This window comes from Rhodococcus sp. AW25M09, assembly GCF_000333955.1.
Lineage (GTDB): Bacteria > Actinomycetota > Actinomycetes > Mycobacteriales > Mycobacteriaceae > Rhodococcoides.
This window is the reverse complement of the sequence record NZ_CAPS01000056.1, coordinates 1-17552: the sequence shown is the minus strand read 5'-3', so window position 1 is coordinate 17552 and position 17552 is coordinate 1. Positions and strand designations below refer to the sequence as shown.

General features: G+C 64.6%; 19 protein-coding genes and 1 pseudogene. 3 read left to right on the top strand and 17 right to left on the bottom strand.

What is annotated here, in order from left to right:
* Positions 1 to 16: 16 nt before the first annotated feature.
* From RHODMAR_RS10655 to sigE, 3 genes are all read right to left on the bottom strand, one after another.
* Positions 17 to 1549, bottom strand: a complete 1533-nt coding sequence (locus RHODMAR_RS10655; RefSeq protein WP_081605964.1) for a trypsin-like peptidase domain-containing protein — start codon at positions 1547 to 1549, stop codon at positions 17 to 19.
* Positions 1550 to 1651: 102 nt separating this feature from the next.
* Complete coding sequence (locus RHODMAR_RS10650; protein WP_008714288.1) at positions 1652 to 1978, bottom strand: hypothetical protein; 327 nt, start codon at positions 1976 to 1978, stop codon at positions 1652 to 1654.
* A 16-nt stretch (positions 1979 to 1994) separates the two neighbouring features.
* Positions 1995 to 2621: an RNA polymerase sigma factor SigE gene (gene sigE, locus RHODMAR_RS10645; RefSeq protein WP_051047947.1), complete on the bottom strand. Its 627-nt coding sequence runs from the start codon at positions 2619 to 2621 to the stop codon at positions 1995 to 1997.
* A gap of 239 nt (positions 2622 to 2860) precedes the next feature.
* On the opposite strand from sigE, the gene RHODMAR_RS10640 reads away from it, so the two are divergent.
* Positions 2861 to 3472 (top strand): O-methyltransferase, encoded by a 612-nt coding sequence (locus RHODMAR_RS10640; protein WP_042938747.1) that lies wholly within the window; start codon positions 2861 to 2863, stop codon positions 3470 to 3472.
* An 89-nt stretch (positions 3473 to 3561) separates the two neighbouring features.
* Here RHODMAR_RS10640 and glgC read toward each other — a convergent pair whose 3' ends face one another.
* Positions 3562 to 4776 (bottom strand): glucose-1-phosphate adenylyltransferase, encoded by a 1215-nt coding sequence (gene glgC / locus RHODMAR_RS10635; protein ID WP_008714283.1) that lies wholly within the window; start codon positions 4774 to 4776, stop codon positions 3562 to 3564.
* Between the two features lie 76 nt (positions 4777 to 4852).
* Here glgC and glgA point away from each other — a divergent pair, with 76 nt between their 5' ends.
* Positions 4853 to 6016 carry a glycogen synthase gene (gene glgA / locus RHODMAR_RS10630; RefSeq protein WP_008714281.1) on the top strand — a complete coding sequence of 388 codons (1164 nt, stop codon included), beginning with the start codon at positions 4853 to 4855 and terminating at the stop codon, positions 6014 to 6016.
* On the opposite strand, the gene RHODMAR_RS10625 is transcribed toward glgA, so the two are convergent.
* From RHODMAR_RS10625 to RHODMAR_RS28230, 12 genes are all read right to left on the bottom strand, one after another.
* Positions 5986 to 6864, bottom strand: coding sequence for a methyltransferase domain-containing protein (locus tag RHODMAR_RS10625; protein WP_008714279.1), 879 nt, complete (start codon positions 6862 to 6864; stop codon positions 5986 to 5988). The two genes, glgA and RHODMAR_RS10625, sit on opposite strands and share 31 nt — an antisense overlap.
* 160 nt (positions 6865 to 7024) lie before the next feature.
* On the bottom strand, positions 7025 to 7192 hold the full coding sequence (locus RHODMAR_RS27520) for a DUF3117 domain-containing protein (protein ID WP_008714277.1): 168 nt from the start codon (positions 7190 to 7192) through the stop codon (positions 7025 to 7027).
* Between the two features lie 95 nt (positions 7193 to 7287).
* Positions 7288 to 7896, bottom strand: coding sequence for a DNA-3-methyladenine glycosylase I (locus RHODMAR_RS10620; protein WP_008714276.1), 609 nt, complete (start codon positions 7894 to 7896; stop codon positions 7288 to 7290).
* Positions 7893 to 8240 carry a DivIVA domain-containing protein gene (locus RHODMAR_RS10615; protein WP_008714274.1) on the bottom strand — a complete coding sequence of 116 codons (348 nt, stop codon included), beginning with the start codon at positions 8238 to 8240 and terminating at the stop codon, positions 7893 to 7895. The genes RHODMAR_RS10620 and RHODMAR_RS10615 overlap by 4 nt, the downstream gene beginning before the upstream one ends.
* 31 nt (positions 8241 to 8271) lie before the next feature.
* The gene (locus RHODMAR_RS10610; RefSeq protein ID WP_008714272.1) at positions 8272 to 9201 is read right to left on the bottom strand and encodes a glucosyl-3-phosphoglycerate synthase; all 930 of its coding nucleotides are present in this window, start codon (positions 9199 to 9201) and stop codon (positions 8272 to 8274) included.
* Positions 9198 to 10058 (bottom strand): dihydropteroate synthase, encoded by an 861-nt coding sequence (folP, locus tag RHODMAR_RS10605; protein WP_008714271.1) that lies wholly within the window; start codon positions 10056 to 10058, stop codon positions 9198 to 9200. The genes RHODMAR_RS10610 and folP overlap by 4 nt, the downstream gene beginning before the upstream one ends.
* Positions 10059 to 10079: 21 nt before the next feature.
* Complete coding sequence (locus RHODMAR_RS10600; RefSeq protein ID WP_008714270.1) at positions 10080 to 11855, bottom strand: long-chain-acyl-CoA synthetase; 1776 nt, start codon at positions 11853 to 11855, stop codon at positions 10080 to 10082.
* Positions 11856 to 11947: 92 nt separating this feature from the next.
* Positions 11948 to 12550: a TIGR00730 family Rossman fold protein gene (locus RHODMAR_RS10595; RefSeq protein ID WP_081605963.1), complete on the bottom strand. Its 603-nt coding sequence runs from the start codon at positions 12548 to 12550 to the stop codon at positions 11948 to 11950.
* On the bottom strand, positions 12547 to 13335 hold the full coding sequence (locus RHODMAR_RS10590; protein WP_008714266.1) for a TIGR00730 family Rossman fold protein: 789 nt from the start codon (positions 13333 to 13335) through the stop codon (positions 12547 to 12549). The genes RHODMAR_RS10595 and RHODMAR_RS10590 overlap by 4 nt, the downstream gene beginning before the upstream one ends.
* Before the next feature lie 10 nt (positions 13336 to 13345).
* A complete protein-coding gene (gene dapE, locus RHODMAR_RS10585) occupies positions 13346 to 14431 on the bottom strand; it encodes a succinyl-diaminopimelate desuccinylase (RefSeq protein WP_008714265.1) in 1086 nt (361 codons plus the stop codon).
* A gap of 10 nt (positions 14432 to 14441) precedes the next feature.
* On the bottom strand, positions 14442 to 15383 hold the full coding sequence (locus RHODMAR_RS10580; protein WP_008714264.1) for an SMP-30/gluconolactonase/LRE family protein: 942 nt from the start codon (positions 15381 to 15383) through the stop codon (positions 14442 to 14444).
* Between the two features lie 45 nt (positions 15384 to 15428).
* A complete protein-coding gene (locus tag RHODMAR_RS28230) occupies positions 15429 to 15572 on the bottom strand; it encodes a hypothetical protein (RefSeq protein ID WP_157226056.1) in 144 nt (47 codons plus the stop codon).
* Between the two features lie 181 nt (positions 15573 to 15753).
* On the opposite strand from RHODMAR_RS28230, the gene dapD reads away from it, so the two are divergent.
* A complete protein-coding gene (dapD, locus tag RHODMAR_RS10570) occupies positions 15754 to 16707 on the top strand; it encodes a 2,3,4,5-tetrahydropyridine-2,6-dicarboxylate N-succinyltransferase (RefSeq protein ID WP_008714262.1) in 954 nt (317 codons plus the stop codon).
* A gap of 106 nt (positions 16708 to 16813) precedes the next feature.
* Here dapD and RHODMAR_RS10565 read toward each other — a convergent pair.
* Positions 16814 to 17552: pseudogene (locus tag RHODMAR_RS10565) on the bottom strand (DUF222 domain-containing protein); the annotation flags it as partial.

The following is a 17552-nucleotide window of genomic DNA, read 5'->3' as shown; positions in this document are numbered from 1 at the left end:
CTGCCAGCCTACGTCGTCAGTCCGAAACCGGCGTGACGGACAGGTCCACCAGCCGTCCGGAGCGGACTATCTGTACCGGAACCGGCTCACCGATCGTGGTGGACTGCACCGCGACGACCAGTTCGTCCGCGTCGCCCACCGTACGATCTCCGACCTTGGTGATGACATCGCCTTCGACAATTCCGGCCTGCTGCGCCGGGCCGCCTGCGCGAACGTTCGCAACTTCAGCACCTGCCGAGGTGTCGTTGATGACCGAACGCGCGTTGATGCCGAAGTCGGGATGCCGCATGACGCCGTCCCGGATCAGGGCCTGTGCCACCTCGGTGACCTCGTCGACGGGGATGGCAAAGCCCAGGCCGACCGATCCGCCGCTCTCGCTTCGGATGGCCGAGTTGATGCCGATGACGCGGCCCTCGAAGTCGATCAGTGGACCACCGGAGTTGCCGGGGTTGATGGCGGCGTCGGTCTGCACGGCATCGATGACGGCGTCGGTGTCGGTGCCTTCTCCCGACAAGGCGACCGGGCGATCGAGCGCGCTGACGATGCCCGAGGTGACGGTCTTGTTCAAACCCAGCGGGGAACCGACGGCAATGACGTCCTGTCCGACGCGAACGTCGGCGGAGCGACCGAGCTGGGCCTCGGTGAGGTTGCCGACGTCGGTCTTGAGGACGGCGAGGTCGGTCTTGGTGTCGCGGCCGACGATACGGCCGGGCACTTTGGTGCCGTCGGAGAACGTGACTTCGAGCGTCGAGTTGTCCGGGTCGGAGGCGGCGAGGGAGATCACGTGGTTGTTCGTCACGATGTAGCCGTCACCGCTGATGACGACGCCCGAGCCGGTGCCCCCGGTTTCGCCGAGTGTCACCTGAATCGACACCACCGACGGCAGGACCGCGTCGGCGACTTTGCTGATCTGCCCGCGTGGGATGTCGTCGCCGCTGGACTGGGTCAGGGTTACTTTCTGGCTGGTCAGTGCGCCGGTCACTTCGGCGGTGAGGCGACCGAACAGACCACCGATCAACCCGATGACGAGCGCCAGGACACCGAGCACGACGAGTGCCCTGATGGACACCGATCGGCCGAACAGCACGTCCCGCACACCGAGTTTGGTACCCGGCGGCAGCGCAGAAGGCGGTGGGGTGTCCACCGCTGCCCGACCGAGAGACACCTGGGCGGCGGGGTCGCGCCACGGATCGGCCGGAACCGGCGGGGCGGTATCGCTCTCCTTCTCGGCAGTGGGGTCACGCTGCAACGATTCCTGGGCGTCCTCGGGGCGTCCGAACGCCTCGGCGAGGATCGGGTCGGGTGGCCGAACCGAGACTCGGGAGGGCAATTGCTCACCGGGATGGCGCGGAGAGAAAGGGCCGTCGACGTCGACGGGACGTCCGAACACCGAGGCCGACATCGGGTCGACGGACGGCCGATAGACCGGACGCGGCGGCAACCGTGGACCTTCCGGGCCGGTACCCGCGGGCTCGACATCAGCCGGGTCGGTACCTGCGGTCTCGGTGCTGGTCGAATTCGATGTCACGCGTCCGGTTACCCCTCGCATACGTCGGTGTGAGAGTTCAGTATCACTCGAGCGGTCGGGGCAGCTCGATGCAGGTGAGAAGTTCGATGCAGGTGAGAAGTCGTCGGGCAGATCTCGATGTGGTCAGCGTCGGCGACGGCGGACGCCGGCAACGGACGACCTGAACGTTCGTTTGGTGTGGGCGGGTCCATCGTTGCCCGCGCAGGACGGAATCTGACTGAGCAACCCGAGCAGCGAATGCGGCATCGACATCTCCCCCGCCCCGCGCAATGCCCGACGTGCCTGCTGCTGCGACTCGACCTCGGCCGCGCATTCGGTGCACTCGGACAGATGCTGGGCTGCACGAAGGTATGCCGGCATCCGAAGTTCGCCGTCGACGTAGGCCGCCACGGCCTCACTGGCCAGATGTTCGGTTGAGCTGAACTGCCGGGGCTTGCGCGCCTGCGTCATCCAACCCTCCTCGTAGCTAGTGGACACTTGCGTGACCTGAGTCGACCTTCCCGTGCACTCGAAGGTACTCGCGAAGCGCCTGGCGTCCACGGTGAATGCGACTGCGGACCGTTCCGAGCTTGACACCCAGTGTTGCACCGATCTCTTCGTAGGACAGGCCTTCGATGTCGCACAGCACGATCGCGGCGCGGAACTCCGGTGCCAACGAGTCGAGCGCGGACTGAAGATCGGGGTCGAGTCGGGCGTCGTGATAGATCTGTTCGGGGTTGGGGCGATCGGAGGGGACGCGGTCGTAGTCCTCGGGGAGAGCTTCCATACGAATGCGGCTGCGGCGACGAACCATGTCGAGGAACAGGTTCGTGGTGATGCGATGAAGCCAGCCCTCGAACGTGCCCGGCTGGTAGTTCGACAGCGAGCGGAAAACCCGGATGAAGGTGTCCTGCGTCAGATCCTCTGCATCCTGAGCGTTGCCGGACAAGCGGTACGCCAGTCGGTACACGCGGTCGCCGTGCTCGCGAACCAATTCGTCCCAGGACGGCATGGTGGAGTCCTCGCCGGTCGCATCGAAGACGGCGGTGCCGCTGAGATCGTCGGGCGTGGGTACGGACTCGGGTAGACGCGCAGTGTTGCGATCGCCGTTGATCTTGTAAATAGCTGGATCCTCCTGCTCAGGACTGCGTACGTCCTTCTGATTCAACCGACGACTACCCTCGGATGTTCCAGCTCACACTTCGCAATCGAGACGGACCTTCGATTACTCCACAGCCTGACCGATCCGAGTGTGGGTCCGGTATGAATTGGCTGAGGCGCACCTGAGAATGTGTGGGTGAGAATCTGCCCGAGGCACGATAGCCTCGGGACGTGCCGACCAACGCCGAGAAGATGCTCGCCTATGCCGAAGACTCCGCGCAGGAGGACGAGGTACTGATCGCAGCCAGAGAGCGCGCCGTCGACCTCGGTGCCGCGCCTGTCCCGCCTTCGGTCGGAGCTGTTCTGTCCATCTTCACTCAGATGCTCGGCGCGAAAACGGTCGTCGAAATCGGAACGGGCGCAGGAATCAGCGGCCTGTGGCTGCTCGACGGGATGCGCACGGACGGCGTGCTCACCACTATCGACACCGAACCCGAACATCAGCGTGCGGCGCGAGAAGCGTTCCGCGCGGGGGGAATTGCGGCCTCACGCACTCGCTTGATCAACGGTTGGGCGCTGGACGTGCTCCCCCGGTTGGCCGACGACGCCTACGATCTGGTGTTCATCGACGCCAGCCCTGCGGACCATCCACACTTCGTGGCCGAAAGCGTCAGGCTGCTTCGCCCCGGCGGGGTTCTGGTGCTGCACAACGCGTTACTGGGTGGGCGAGTCGCCGACCCGACTCAGCGCGACGCTACCGCCGTTGCGGTCCGATCGGCGGCGCGGGCGATTGCCGAGGACGAGCGGCTCACGACCGTACTGCTACCGCTGGGCGACGGACTGATCTGCGCGTCGAGATCGTAAGCATGTGAGTGGTAATTCGTAGCCCGTCACGAGGCAAGAGTGGAGCCCGCGAAACGACCAGAGGGCTCCACACTCACATGCCGCAGGCTCTAAATCCAGACGCCCTTACCGACCGAGACCACTCCCCCGGCGCTGACGTTGAAGCGTTCACGATCGCGCTCGTGGTCGACACCGACGATCTCGCCGTCACCGACGACGACGTTCTTGTCCAGGATCGCGTGCCGGACGACGGCACCCTTGCCGATCCGCACACCGGGCATCAGCACGCTGCCCTCGACCGTGGCACCACTGTCGATCATGACGTTGGAACTGAGCACCGAGTTGCGCACGGTGGCCGCGGACAGGATGCATCCGGCCCCGACTACGGATTCCTGGGCCAAACCGCCCTGGACGAACTTCGCGGGCGGCAGGTTCTCGGCCGAGCCTCGGATGGGCCAGCGGCGGTTGTAGAGATTGAAGATGGGATGCACCGACACCAAGTCCATGTGCGCGTCGTAGAAGGCGTCGATGGTGCCCACGTCTCGCCAGTAACCACGGTCGCGTTCGGTGGCACCGGGCACGACGTTGTCGTTGAAGTCGTAGACCGAAGCCACGCCCGCTTCGACGAGCGCCGGAATGATGTCGCCGCCCATGTCGTGGTCGGAGTCGGTGTTCTCGGAGTCGGCCTTGATGGCGTCGATGAGCACCTTGGTGGTGAATACGTAGTTGCCCATGGAGGCGTAGGTGACGTTGGGGTCGTCGGGAGTGCCGGGCGGCTGCGCCGGCTTCTCCAGAAACTGGGTGATCTTGCCGTCCTCGTCGGAGTCGATGCACCCGAACGCGAACGCCTCACTGCGCGGAACCCGAATACCTGCGACGGTGACGCCCGCACCGGAATCGATGTGCTGCTGCACCATCTGCTCCGGGTCCATCCGGTACACGTGGTCGGCACCGAAGACCACGATGTACTCGGGGTCCTCGTCGTACACCAGGTTCAGCGACTGGAATATTGCGTCGGCACTGCCGGTGTACCACCGGGGCCCGAGACGCTGCTGCGCAGGCACCGGAGTGATGTACTCCCCGGCGAACCCGGACAGCCGCCACGTCTGCGAGATGTGGCGGTCCAGTGAATGGGACTTGTACTGGGTGAGCACGCAAAGCCGGAGGTAACCGGCGTTGACGAGATTGCTCAGTACGAAGTCGATGAGTCGGTAGGCGCCCCCGAAGGGCACGGCCGGCTTGGCTCGGTCAGCGGTCATCGGGTAAAGACGCTTACCCTCTCCGCCGGCAAGCACGATGCCTAGTACGTGCGGTTGTGTCCTCACCCACTCAACCTATCTGCACCGAGAGAACCTTGCGAGCAGTACACGCACAACTGCTGGGGAATGTAGGTTCGTTCACGTGCGCGTAGCAATGATGACCAAGGAATATCCCCCGGAGATCTACGGTGGCGCAGGAGTTCACGTCACGGAGTTGTCCGCGCAGCTGAAGTCGCTGTGCGACGTGGACATCCACTGTATGGGCGCGCCTCGCGACACCGCGCAGGTGCACGACCCGGATCCCGCACTCGCCGGAGCCAACGCTGCGTTGACGACGTTGTCAGCAGAGCTGCGGATGGCGAACGCGGCCGCCGACGCGGACGTGGTGCATTCACACACCTGGTATACCGGCCTCGCCGGCCACCTCGCCGCCGAGTTGTACGACGTCCCCCACATCCTCACCGCACACTCGCTCGAGCCGCGGCGACCGTGGAAGGCCGAGCAGCTCGGCGGCGGGTACCGCATCTCGTCGTGGTCGGAGCGCAACGCCGTGGAGTACGCCGATGCTGTCATCGCCGTCAGCGAAGGTATGGCCAAAGATGTGCTCGACGCCTACCCGCGGCTCGATCCGAGCCGGGTTCACGTGGTGCGCAACGGAATCGACACCGAGCGTTGGTTTGCCGACCACGGCACCTCGACCCTGGACGAGATCGGTGTGGATCGAAGCAAGCCGATCGTCGCATTCGTCGGGCGCATCACCCGACAGAAGGGCGTCGGCCACCTGATCGCGGCCGCCCACCACTTCGACCCGTCCATCCAGCTCGTGCTGTGCGCAGGCGCGCCCGATACTCCCGAGATCGCCGCGGAGACCGAGCGCGCGGTGGCACTGCTCGCCGAGCAACGCGGCGGCGTGTTCTGGGTCAAGGACATGCTTCCCACCGAGAAGATCCGCGAAATTCTCACTGCGGCGGCAGTGTTCGTCTGCCCCTCGGTCTACGAACCACTCGGCATCGTCAATCTCGAGGCGATGGCCTGCGAAACTGCCGTCGTGGCTTCGGATGTCGGCGGCATACCGGAGGTCGTAGACGACGGCCGCACCGGACGCCTGGTGCACTACAACTCCTACGAGCCCGACGCCTTCGAGCGGAATCTGGCCGACACCGTCAACGACGTCGCCCTGGACCCCGCGCGCGCGACGGCGATGGGCAAGGCAGGCCGCGAACGCGCCGTAGCCGAATTCTCGTGGGCATCGATCGCGAAGCAGACCCTCGCCGTCTACAACGATGCGCTGGCGCGGCGACGCTGACCCGTCGTGCGATAGGTCGACACCGTCACCGACGCGGTGACCTCGACGCTGTCCGGTAACTGCGCCAGCGCACCGGACCGCGCCTCGGGGTCACCATGGCGCGCCGACGGGCCCATTCCGATCAGCGATTCGATGTCGGTGTGCGAGAGCACCATCGTGTACTCGAGCGGAGACTGGGCCACCGGCTCGAACAGGCCGGACAGTGACTCACCGAGCCTGCGGGTCTTGTCCTCCTCGACGCCGATGAGACCCAGCGGACCTCGCAACTCACGCTGATGCCGCGACGTGGGCGTCACGACCACCAGGACACCGTCGGCGGCGAGGACCCGGCCGATCTCACCGGCGTTGCGTGGAGCGAACACGCACGTCACCGCAGACAGACTGCCCGCGCGCACCGGCAGTCCACTCCAGATGTCCGCGATCACGGACCCCAGCCGAGGATGCGACCGCGCGGCGCGGCGCGCAGCGAACTTCGAGACGTCGACGCCTATCCCCCGAGCACCTGGACGGGCGTCGAGCACGGCCGCGAGATAATGTCCGGTGCCCACCCCGACGTCGAGCACGGCGTCACCGCCGGCCGGGACGGCAGCAGAGACCGCCGCTGCTATCGGATCGAAGTGCCCCCGTTCCAGGAACACCTCGCGTGCGGTGATCATCTCGGCCGAGTCACCGGTGAACTTGCCGCCGTCTCCGGTCAGCAGACTGACGTATCCCTGCCGGGCCACGTCGAACGAATGACCGCGATCGCACACGAGTGTTCTGTCGGTGTCGCCGACGTCGAGCCCGGATTCGACATCACGTGCCCGGCACTGCGGACACAACAACAGATCGACGACGTCCGTCAGCATCGAACACCACTCTCACAATCGAACAGCCGGACGCAGCGGACCCGCCGGCCACAACACTCGTCACGACAACACTCGTCACGACAACACTCGTCACGACAACACAAAGCCCCGCTGGCCGGCACGGCGAGCGGGGCTGAGCGACGATCTAACGACCCGGCGATCAGCCGGTGACACCCTTCAGTTCGTCACCGAGTGCCGCGGCCTCGTCGGGGGTCAATTCGACGACCAACCGGCCGCCCCCCTCGAGTGGAACACGCATGACGATTCCTCGTCCCTCTTTGGTTGCTTCGAGGGGACCGTCCCCAGTCCGGGGCTTCATCGCCGCCATCCTCTGCTCCCTCCAGATCTGCGCCCACCAGCTCGGCGCCTAGGCCTAAAAGATAAATTCGTCGCGGGGCGACGGGTGTTGACTGCCATTCTTCCCTATCCCCGCCCATACCGGGAAACGGAGTCGGGTTTCGTGACCTGCACCCAGCACCCCGACAAGTGATCGTCGACCATTCCGGCGGCCTGCATCAACGCGTAAGCGGTTGTCGGACCGACGAACCGCAACCCTCGGCGCTTGAGCTCCGTGGCCAGAGCCTTCGATTCGGGGGTCCAGGCGGGTACCTCGGAGAACTCGGTCAGGCGCGCGGGCCGGGGTTCGGGCGCGAACGACCACAGCAGCGAGTCGAGGTCCGTGTCTTCGAAGTCGACGATTGCACGAGCATTGCCGACCGCGGCGTCGATCTTGAGGCGATTACGCACGATCGACGCATCGTTCATCAACCGCTCGACGTCGGCGTCGTCGAATCGGGCCACTCGTTCGGGATCGAAACCGGCGAAAGCGCTCCGGAAACTCTCGCGCTTACGCAGGATCGTGATCCACGCCAAGCCGGATTGGAAGGCTTCGAGGCACAGCCGCTCGTACAGTTCGTTGCGCCCGTGGAGCGGTTGCCCCCACTCGGTGTCGTGGTAGTTGCGATACACCTCGTCGTCGGTGGCACCCCACGGACAACGCAGCTCTCCGTCCGGTCCGGGGACAGCGCTCACGACTCGTCCGGATCGGTCGTCGCCGATTTCACCGCGCCCAACTGTTCCCCCGACTGTGCCCCCGACTGGGCTGCAGCCAACCGCGACCGAAGAATGTCTATTTCGCCACCGAGGCGTTCGAGCGCCCAATCCACCTCACTGGGCTTGTACCCACGCAGGGTCTGCTGGAACTTCAGTGAGCGCACGTCGGCTCCCGTGACGGCCTCCGCAGGCAGCACGGTCGCGGTGGTTCCCTCGGGTAGTGGACCCAGTTCCTCACCGCGACCGAACACACTGGACGCCACGAAAAACAGTGCAGCAGCGACTATGGCAATGACGACGACGTAGATCAGCAGCGTCAACATGCCACGATCTTGTCACGACCGACCGACACGACTACTTCAGCGAGTTCATCGCCGGTCGGTCGAGCAACGACACCTCGGTCGAGAACGGCTCGAACGAATCTCCGTCGACCCGGAACTGCATCAGACCGGCACCGGAATCGGTCATGCCGCACCGATTGAGCATCGTCCCGACGATCTGTCTGCTCATCGCCCCGAGTTCGACCAGCGGGCGGTTGCGGTGCTTGCGCACACCCAGGTTGACCTGGCCGATCGCCTGCAATCCGAGCCTGTCGTACGTATCGAGCAACAGCCCGATCTCCACTCCGTAACCGGGCGCGAACGGCACCGCGGACAGCAACTCGCGAGTACCCGCGTACTCGCCGCCGAGCGGCTGAATCACGCCGGTCAGCTCGGGTCGCAGGGCAGCGAGCAGAGGCCGCGCCACGAGCTCGGTGACACGCCCACCACCGTTGGCGTCTTCTGTTCCGCTGACTCGCAGTGGACGGCGGTAGTAGCCCTTCACGAGATGGATACCGTCGCCCATCAGCAGAGGCCCGAGCAATTTCGGCACGAACGCCGGATCGGGATTGATCAGATCGGAGTCGACGAACGCGATGAGGTCACCGGTCGACGCCGCGACCGCACGCCACAGCACCTCGCCCTTGCCCGGGACCGGGTCGACCCCGGGCACCGCTTCCTCTCGGCTGATGACACGGGCACCGGCCGCCGTCGCGCGGACGGCTGTTTCGTCGGTCGAACCGGAGTCCAGCACGATCAGCTCGTCGACGAGGCCCCCGAGCAACGGGTGAATCGTGTCGATGACCGCGGCGACCGTCTGTTCCTCGTTCAGCGCCGGGAGTACCACCGACACCGTTCGCCCCTTCTTTGCCGCTTCCAGTTCGGCGATGGTCCAGTCAGGGGTGTCCCAGCTGTTTTTCTCGGACCATGTCATGGTCACGTCCGTTCGATCTGCAAGGGTCATGCCAGACCCCTGACCGTCCGCGCCGGGGCTCGAAGGCCCTGGATCGCCGCCACCATATCGACGACTCTTCTGGTCGACGCAACCTCGTGCACCCGGAACATTCGTGCTCCGCCTGCTGCGGCCAATGCTGTCGCTGCCAATGTTCCCTCCAACCGGTCGGCGAGTTCTACCCCTAGAGTCTCGCCCACGAAGTCCTTGTTGCTCAGCGCCATGAGCACAGGCCACCCGGTGTTTACAAGATCGTCCACGCGCCGCAACAACTCGAGCCCGTGAAAGGTGTTTTTCCCGAAATCGTGCGTCGGATCGATGAGGATCGAATCCTTCCTCACCCCCTCCGCGACAGCGTTCTCGGCGGCTGCGGTCACTTCTGCGATCACATCCGCCACCACATCGGCGTACCGAACTCGGTACGGACGGGTCCGCGGCACCGCACCTCCGGTGTGCGAGCAGACGATGCCGACCCCCTCGGCCGCCGCAACACGCACCAATTCGGGATCTGCCCCGGCCCATGTGTCGTTGATCAGATCCGCGCCGACTCCGCACGCCAACCGGGCGACCTCGCTGCGCCAGGTATCGACACTGATCAGCAACTCCGGATATGCGTCCCGGATGGCCTCGACGAACGGAACGACGCGACGGATTTCCTCGTCGGCATCGACCACGGCACCGGGACCGGCCTTCACGCCGCCGATATCAACCATGTCGGCACCCTCGGCGACGGCCCGGTGCACCGACGCCATCGCGGCATCATCGGTGAAATTCGCACCCCCGTCGTAGAACGAATCGGGGGTGCGATTGACGATCGCCATCACCAAAGCGCGATCGTCGGCAACCGGTTTGCCGCAGAGAGTGCTCATGAAATCAATAGTGGCACGCGTCTAACCCTTGGGTGCCTTACCTGCCGCCACCTCGTCGACGTAACCGTCGTACGCCTTTTCGTAGCCACCGGACTTGCCGCGCAGCACGTACAGGTCGCTGGCGCTGTCCTCCTCGTAACCCAGTTTGCGCAGAGCCACTTTCTGGCTCTTGAACGTCGAGGTCTGTTCGAGGCTGTCGACCACCCGGACGAACAGCGGCACCGCGTAGGTCGGGAGCTTGTCGTAGAGGTGTTCGGCCACCGCTTTACCGTCGAAGGTCTCTCCTTCGCGCAGCGTGACCGCAGCCATGCCCGCCTTGCCATCGGTTCCGTCGATGTCTACGCCGTAGACGACGGCACCGTCGACTGCCGAGTGCCCGCCGAGAGCACCCTCCACCTGAGTGGTGGCCACGTTCTCGCCCTTCCAGCGGAAAGTGTCACCGAGACGATCGACGAACGCGACATGCATCCAGCCCTGCTTGCGGACCAGGTCGCCGGTATCGAACCAGGCGTCGCCGTCCTTGAAGCCGTCGCGCACCATCTTCTTTTCGGTGGCGTTGTCGTCGGAGTAGCCATCGAACGGTGCCCGGTCGGTGATCTTGGACAGCAGCAGTCCGATTTCCCCGTTGCCGACCTTGCGGAGCTTGCCGTCCTGGCCACGCTTGGCCTTTCCGGATTCCTCGTCGTACTGCACCACGGCGTAGGGAAGCGGGCAGATGCCTGCGGTCTTCTTCATGTTCAGTGCGTTGATGAACGCGATATTGCACTCGCTGGCACCGTAGAACTCTGCAACGCGGGAGATTCCGAATCGCTCGGTGAACTCTTCCCAGATCTCCGGGCGCAGTCCGTTGCCGACGATCAGCTTCACCGAGTTGTCGCGGTCGGAGCTCTTCTTCGGTTGCGTCAGCAGGTAGCGGCACAGCTCACCGATGTAGGTGAATGCCGTGGCCTTGTTGACCCGAATGTCGTCCCAGAAATTGCTCACCGAGAACTGCTTGCCGATGGCCATGGTCGCTCCGCCGGCAAGCACCGAAGACAGCGTCACCGTCAATGCGTTGTTGTGGTAGAGCGGCAGGCAGCAGTAGATCACGTCGTTGCTGCGCAGTCGGACGCCCATGTTGCCCAAGCCGGACATCGACTTGAGCCAGCGGAAATGGCTCATCAGGCTCGCCTTCGGCATGCCTGTGGTGCCCGAAGTGAAGATGTAGAACGCCTTCTCCTTGGCCTGGATCTCCGCGGTGACCGACGGGTTGGACGTCGACGCCTTCTCAGCGAGCTCGGCCAGCTTCCCCAGCGGCAACACAACTCCGACCTTCGGTTCCCCATCGAGAGAATCGAGAGCTTCCTGCGCGTTCTCGTCGAGAACCAGAACCTTGGCGTCGAGAATCCCGAGGCTGTGCTCGAGCACGTCGCCGCGCTGGTTGTAGTTCAGCATTCCTGCGGTGGCTCCGAGCTTGACGGCAGCGAGCGCAGCGAACAACGCCTCGGGGCGGTTCTTGCTCAGTACTCCGACGACGTCACCGCGCTCGACCCCGTGTTCGACGAAGACTGCGGCGTACTGATTGACCAGCTCGTTCGCGTCCTTGTAGGAGGTCGACTCGCCCTCGAACCGCACGAACGGGCGACTGCTGTGCTTGGCGGCAGCGTCCTGGAAGATCAGACCGATCGACACCTTGTGATCGGGCTTGCGGGTGAATCCCGCCAGGCCTTTGAGCAGACTCGGTACCTCCGTCACCATCTTCGGCAACGCGACCGCGAGGTCGGTCATTCCGATTTTCTGACGGGCATCGACAGCCATGAACTCCCCTTCAAAGACTATGTGAGATTTCTTACCCTACTTGAGAGTAACAACTTTGAGGAGCTCACCACGAGGCCACGGTTCGTGAACTGTCACAACGTTGCGCACGCATCCAGTGCAGCATCGACAGTCGTTGCCCTGACCAATGCATCGACCGCTCGCTGTTGCACGAATCCGGTTGCTCGAAGCCCGTCGATCCACTGCATCATTCCGTCGAAATGCCCGAACGGGTCGAGCATCACCATCGGCTTGCCGTGCATCCCGAGGTAGCCCGCAGTCCACGTCTCGAACAGCTCCTCGAGCGTCCCGATACCGCCGGGCAACGTGATGAATGCGTCGGCGCGGTCTTCCATGATCTTCTTACGCTCGCGCATGGTGTCGGTGACGATCAGTTCGTCGGCATCGACGTCGGCGACCTCACGGTGCACGAGAGCCTTCGGGATGACGCCGACGGTGTTGCCCCCCGCCGCTCGCGTCGCCGCCGCCACCGCGCCCATCATCGAGACGTTGCCACCACCGGACACCAACTGCCAGCCTCGCCTGCCGATCTCGGTACCGACCTCCGCCGCCAAATCGATGAACTTGGAGTCCACTGGCCCCGATGCGCAGTAGACGCAGACACTGAGCCCAGTTCGCTCTCGGTCGTTTCCTGCCTGATCGTTCCCTGACTGATCGTTCCCTGCCTGATCGCTCATTGCTGTGCCTCGCGGACGATGCGGACGGCCTCGTCGACGCTGTCGGTGCAGTGGATGAGGTCGAGGTCCTTCTCGGACACCTTGCCTTCTTTCACGAGAGTAGTTTTGATCCAATCGAGCAGTCCAGACCAGAAGTCTTTGCCCAACAACACGATCGGGAACTTGGTCACCTTGGCCGTCTGTACCAGGGTCAGCGCTTCGAAGAGTTCGTCGAGGGTACCGAAGCCGCCGGGCAGGCAGACGAATGCCTGGGAGTACTTGACGAACATGGTCTTGCGGACGAAGAAGTAGCGAAAATTGACGCCCAGATCGACCCACTCGTTGAGACCTTGCTCGAACGGGAGCTCGATGCCCAGTCCGATCGAGTAGCCGTCGGCCTCGCAGGCACCGCGGTTGGCCCCTTCCATCGCGCCGGGGCCACCTCCGGTGATGACTGCGAAACCCTCCTGGGCGAGAGCTGCTCCGAGCTGCCGGGCTCGCGCGTATTCAGGATGGTCGACGGGGGTGCGCGCCGAACCGAATACCGTCACAGCTTTGGGTACCTCGGCGAGCGCACCGAATCCTTCGACGAATTCGCTCTGGATGCGTAGTACGCGCCAGGTATCGGAGTGAATCCAGTTTCCGGTTCCACGCTCGTCGAGCAGGCGTTGATCGGAGGTGGACGTTTCGGTGTTCCGGCCGCGCCGCAGGACAACGGATCCTTTGTGCTTGGCAGACTTCTCGCTGCTGTGTCCCTCGAAACTGCTGTGTCCCTCGAAACTGCCGGTTCCCTCGACGCTGTTCATGGCGTTCAGGTTATCCGGCGGAGAGGTAGCTCCGGAGAACCTGGGTGACGTGCGTGATCTGCTCGACCGGGACGCGCTCATCACGCTTGTGGGCGAGGTTGGGATCGCCGGGCCCGTAGTTGACCGCAGGGATACCGAGCGCCGAGAACCGGGAGACGTCGGTCCAGCCGTACTTGGCCCGAAACTGGCCGCCCGCAGCCTCGATGAGGGCGGCCGCCGCAGGTCGGTTCAGACCGGGCAGAGCGCCCGGTGACGAGTCGGTGACCTCGAACCCCAGATCGAGTCCCTGGACCACCTCACGAACATGCTCGACGGCCTCGTCGACGGAGCGATCCGGTGCGAACCGGAAGTTCACGTCGAGCTCGGCGGCGTCGGGAACGACGTTTCCGGCAACCCCACCGGATATCCGAACCGCTTGCAAACCTTCGCGATACTCGCATCCGTCGATGTCGACGGTGCGGGCTCGGTAGGCGGCGAGCCGATTGAGAGCTGCACCGAATTTGTGAATTGCGTTGTCTCCCAGCCAGGAACGGGCACTGTGCGCCCGCGTTCCCGACGCCGTGAGCCGAACCCTCAGCGTCCCTTGGCAACCGGCCTCGATGAAACCACCGGATGGCTCGCCCAGGATGGCGACGTCGGCGTCGAGCCACTCGGGCAGCTCTCGTTCGATACGGCCGAGTCCATTACGTGCGGCCGCGATCTCCTCGCAGTCGTAGAACACCAGGGTCAGATCGTGCGCGGGGTTGTCGATCGTGGCCGCGAGATGCAAGAACACTGCGTCACCCGACTTCATATCGACGGTTCCGCATCCGTGCAGGATGTCCCCCTCGGCACTGTCGTGCTCCCGCCTCGACGGCACGTTGTCGGCAATGGGCACCGTGTCGAGGTGACCGGCAAGCATGACCCGAGACCCCAGTCCACGATTGGTTCTGGCCAGGACTGCGTTGCCGCTACGAATGATCTCGAAACCCGCAGTCTGCGCGCGAAGTGCCTGCTCCACCTCGTCGGCGATGCGTGATTCGTCCTCACTGACACTGGGGATATCCACCAGCGCCGCGGTGAGGTCTATCGGGTCGGCATGCAAATCGAGCGTCACGGCGACAACCCTAGGCCGTGGGCCCCGGAATCTCTCGGACCACGCCGTCGAATCCTGCGCCGAACAATCTCCCGCTCGAAAAGCCCTGCTCGGAACGTCCATACACGACAACACTGGTCAACCGAGTTCCGGTACCGATCACGCACGTGGACCCGGGTGAGTCGATCCGGACGACGGAACCGCCCGCATTGAGCGGTATTACGGGGCGTCCGGCGTCATCGAGGGTCAGACCGTCCGGAGCAGCGAAGGAATCGAGACCGGACAGGTTCAGCAGGCTCTGCGGCGCAGATGGATTCGCGATGGGGATTCGGCTGACGCCCGGGTTCACGAACGTTCGCGAGACGTAGAGGTACTGCCCGGCGGCATCGAGCACCGCTCCGTTGGCACTCGGAAAGCGCGCCCAAGCCGGGTCGACGGAACCGTCGGGGCCGATCCGACCGATGAGCGAGCCGAAGTCGTTGGTGGCGTAGACGGTCCCGTCCGCGGCAACGGCAAGTCCGTTGGCTGCACTCAAACCCGTCGCGAACGGAGTGACGACCAGCGACTCGACGTCGAGTCGAACGATGCCCGCAGCCTTGACGAGGTCGCCTACGAAAACGCGGGGGTCGGCACCGTAGCCGACCAGCAGGGTGCCGTCCGGCATCCAGGCAAGAGCTCCACCGCCGCCACTCGGAACTTTCGCGATCGGGTACGCAGGCTGCCCGGGCGCGTCGATTCGGTACACCCGGCCCGACACGATGTCGGTGACGTAGGCGCGTCCCGAGGCGTCCACGGCCAGCCCTTCCAGAGCTGACCCGGGAATTTTCGCAACCACCGCCGAACGCCCTCCGACCGCGGCACAATCGGGAGCAGCAGCCGCGGTGCCGGAACCGACGACGCTGCTCACAGACATCAGCACCGCAGCGACAACCGTCACGGCCGAACGCATACGTCCGGTCTTGCTCGAATTCATGGCACTCCCCACCCCCGGCGACCCCCTGTCAGCCGATGGGCTTGTCTACCACGCGCCTGTGACAACCAAACCCAGCGCAATTCCGAGGATGATCGTCGTGGCCAGCGTCGTCACCAATCCAGTGAACGACACACCGTCGGCCATTGCGGCTGCAGCTCCACGACTACGCGAGCCGGTGCGGGTGGTCATCGACAGAACTCTGTCAGCTGCGCCGACACCTTCCCGACCACCTGCATCCCGATGCGATCACACTCGACAGTCGAATCGGTAACGAACCGACGCCGGATCGGGATCCGAGTCCAGAAACAGTCGGCGCTCCCGTGATGGTGGGCGGATCCGCTCACCGGACCCACCGCGTATTCTTCGTGCCGTGAGCGCACAGGGAGCATCAGCAGTAGGTATTGCCAACATCACCACGTCGGGTGTCGTTCTCGACACCTGGTTTCCGAGCCCGGAGCTCGGGTCGGGCTTCGAGACCGGCACCACCCGGCTCGAGGGGTCCGACATTCCCGAGGAGTTGGCCGCTCTGGTCGGGCCCGACGAGGCGCGCGGCGTCGAGGTAGTCGCAGTGCGCACCAGCATCGCATCGCTCGACGACGCCCCCACCGACGCGCACGACGCGTATCTGCGATTGCATCTGCTCTCGCACCGATTGGTTCAGCCACACGGGCAGAACCTCGACGGAGTGTTCGGTTTGCTGGCCAATGTGGTCTGGACCAACTTCGGCCCCGCCGCGGTCGACGGTTTCGAGACGGTGCGCGCGAAGCTTCGTGCCCGCGGTCATGTGACCGTGTACGGCGTCGACAAGTTCCCGCGCCTGGTCGACTACGTCGTTCCCACCGGGGTTCGAATCGCCGACGCCGACCGTGTTCGTCTCGGTGCCCACCTGGCCAGCGGAACGACGGTCATGCACGAGGGCTTCGTCAACTTCAACGCAGGAACTCTCGGAAACTCGATGGTCGAGGGACGCATCTCCGCGGGCGTCGTGGTGGGCGACGGTTCCGACGTGGGCGGCGGCGCGTCGATCATGGGCACGTTGTCCGGTGGCGGCAAGAACGTCATCTCCGTCGGGAAGAGCTGCCTGCTCGGTGCGAACTCCGGGCTCGGCATTTCTCTCGGCGACGACTGTGTAGTCGAAGCCGGGCTCTACATCACTGCCGGCACCAAGGTTGTCGGCCCAGATGGAACTGTGGTGAAGGCGGCGACTCTGACCGGCAAGTCCAACGTGTTGTTCCGACGCAATTCTGTCTCGGGCGCGGTCGAGGTGGTGCCGTGGAAGGGCACCGGCGTCGAACTGAACGCGGCGTTGCACGCCAACGACTGAGAGCCCGATCCAGTCGAATCAGACTGTCGAAGAAACTCTTCCGGCCCCGCACCGTGTTCTCGGTGCGGGGCTGGTGTTGTTTTCGGGGTCGCTCAGGTAAGGCGGTTCAGGCGATGTGGGGGCCTGCTCGGGCGTGGGATTGTCGGGGTTGCCGGTGGGGTCGACGGTGGCCGGGGGTATGAACCAGGGGTGGTTGTCGGTGCCGATGAACACTTCCCAGTCCGAGTGGTGGATGAGTCGGTGGTGGAATCCGCAGAGGAGAACGAGGTTGTTCATGTCGGTGGGTCCGCCGTCGCCCCAATGCCAAATATGATGCCCCTCTGTCCAGGCGGCGGGCTTCCCGCAGCCGGGGAACGCGCAGCCGTGATCGCGCGCTGTCAATGCGCGTTTCTGTTTTGCGGTGACGGTGCGGGCGGTGCGAGCGAGGTTGAGTGGGTTGCCTTCCTCGTCCATGACGATGGCGGTGAGGATGCAGTCGCAGGCGAGTTGTCGGGAGGTGTTGCGCGAGAGCGGTCCCATCCAGGGCAGCCAGCCGACAGAACTGCCGTCACCGAACAGGTCCCGATACGCGCCGCGATCAGGGGTCGGTCCGGCAGCGCTGCCGCAATCATCGCCACTGCCACTGCCACTGCCACCGCCGCTGTCATTGCCTGCTGCACCTGCTGCACCTGCTGCGGTGCCGCGGAGGTCGGTGAGGTCGCGGAGGTTGATGTGGAGGTTGACGTGGGGTTTGTCGCCGCCTTCGGTGGGGCGGTCGCTGGAGGAGAGGTAGTGGTCGAGGATCTGCCCGAACGCGTCGGCTCTGCGCTTGGCGGGGCTGCGCGGGTCTGGGGTGCCGTCGACCG

Coding starts and splice junctions, on each gene's coding strand:
- RHODMAR_RS10655 (WP_081605964.1), bottom strand. CDS start 1,549: ATGCGAGGGGTAACCGGACGCGTGACATCGAATTCGACCAGCACCGAG.
- RHODMAR_RS10650 (WP_008714288.1), bottom strand. CDS start 1,978: ATGACGCAGGCGCGCAAGCCCCGGCAGTTCAGCTCAACCGAACATCTG.
- RHODMAR_RS10640 (WP_042938747.1), top strand. CDS start 2,861: ATGCTCGCCTATGCCGAAGACTCCGCGCAGGAGGACGAGGTACTGATC.
- RHODMAR_RS10625 (WP_008714279.1), bottom strand. CDS start 6,864: ATGCTGACGGACGTCGTCGATCTGTTGTTGTGTCCGCAGTGCCGGGCA.
- RHODMAR_RS27520 (WP_008714277.1), bottom strand. CDS start 7,192: ATGGCGGCGATGAAGCCCCGGACTGGGGACGGTCCCCTCGAAGCAACC.
- RHODMAR_RS10615 (WP_008714274.1), bottom strand. CDS start 8,240: ATGTTGACGCTGCTGATCTACGTCGTCGTCATTGCCATAGTCGCTGCT.
- RHODMAR_RS10610 (WP_008714272.1), bottom strand. CDS start 9,201: ATGACCCTTGCAGATCGAACGGACGTGACCATGACATGGTCCGAGAAA.
- folP (WP_008714271.1), bottom strand. CDS start 10,058: ATGAGCACTCTCTGCGGCAAACCGGTTGCCGACGATCGCGCTTTGGTG.
- RHODMAR_RS10600 (WP_008714270.1), bottom strand. CDS start 11,855: ATGGCTGTCGATGCCCGTCAGAAAATCGGAATGACCGACCTCGCGGTC.
- RHODMAR_RS10595 (WP_081605963.1), bottom strand. CDS start 12,550: ATGAGCGATCAGGCAGGGAACGATCAGTCAGGGAACGATCAGGCAGGA.
- RHODMAR_RS10590 (WP_008714266.1), bottom strand. CDS start 13,335: ATGAACAGCGTCGAGGGAACCGGCAGTTTCGAGGGACACAGCAGTTTC.
- RHODMAR_RS10580 (WP_008714264.1), bottom strand. CDS start 15,383: ATGAATTCGAGCAAGACCGGACGTATGCGTTCGGCCGTGACGGTTGTC.
- RHODMAR_RS28230 (WP_157226056.1), bottom strand. CDS start 15,572: ATGACCACCCGCACCGGCTCGCGTAGTCGTGGAGCTGCAGCCGCAATG.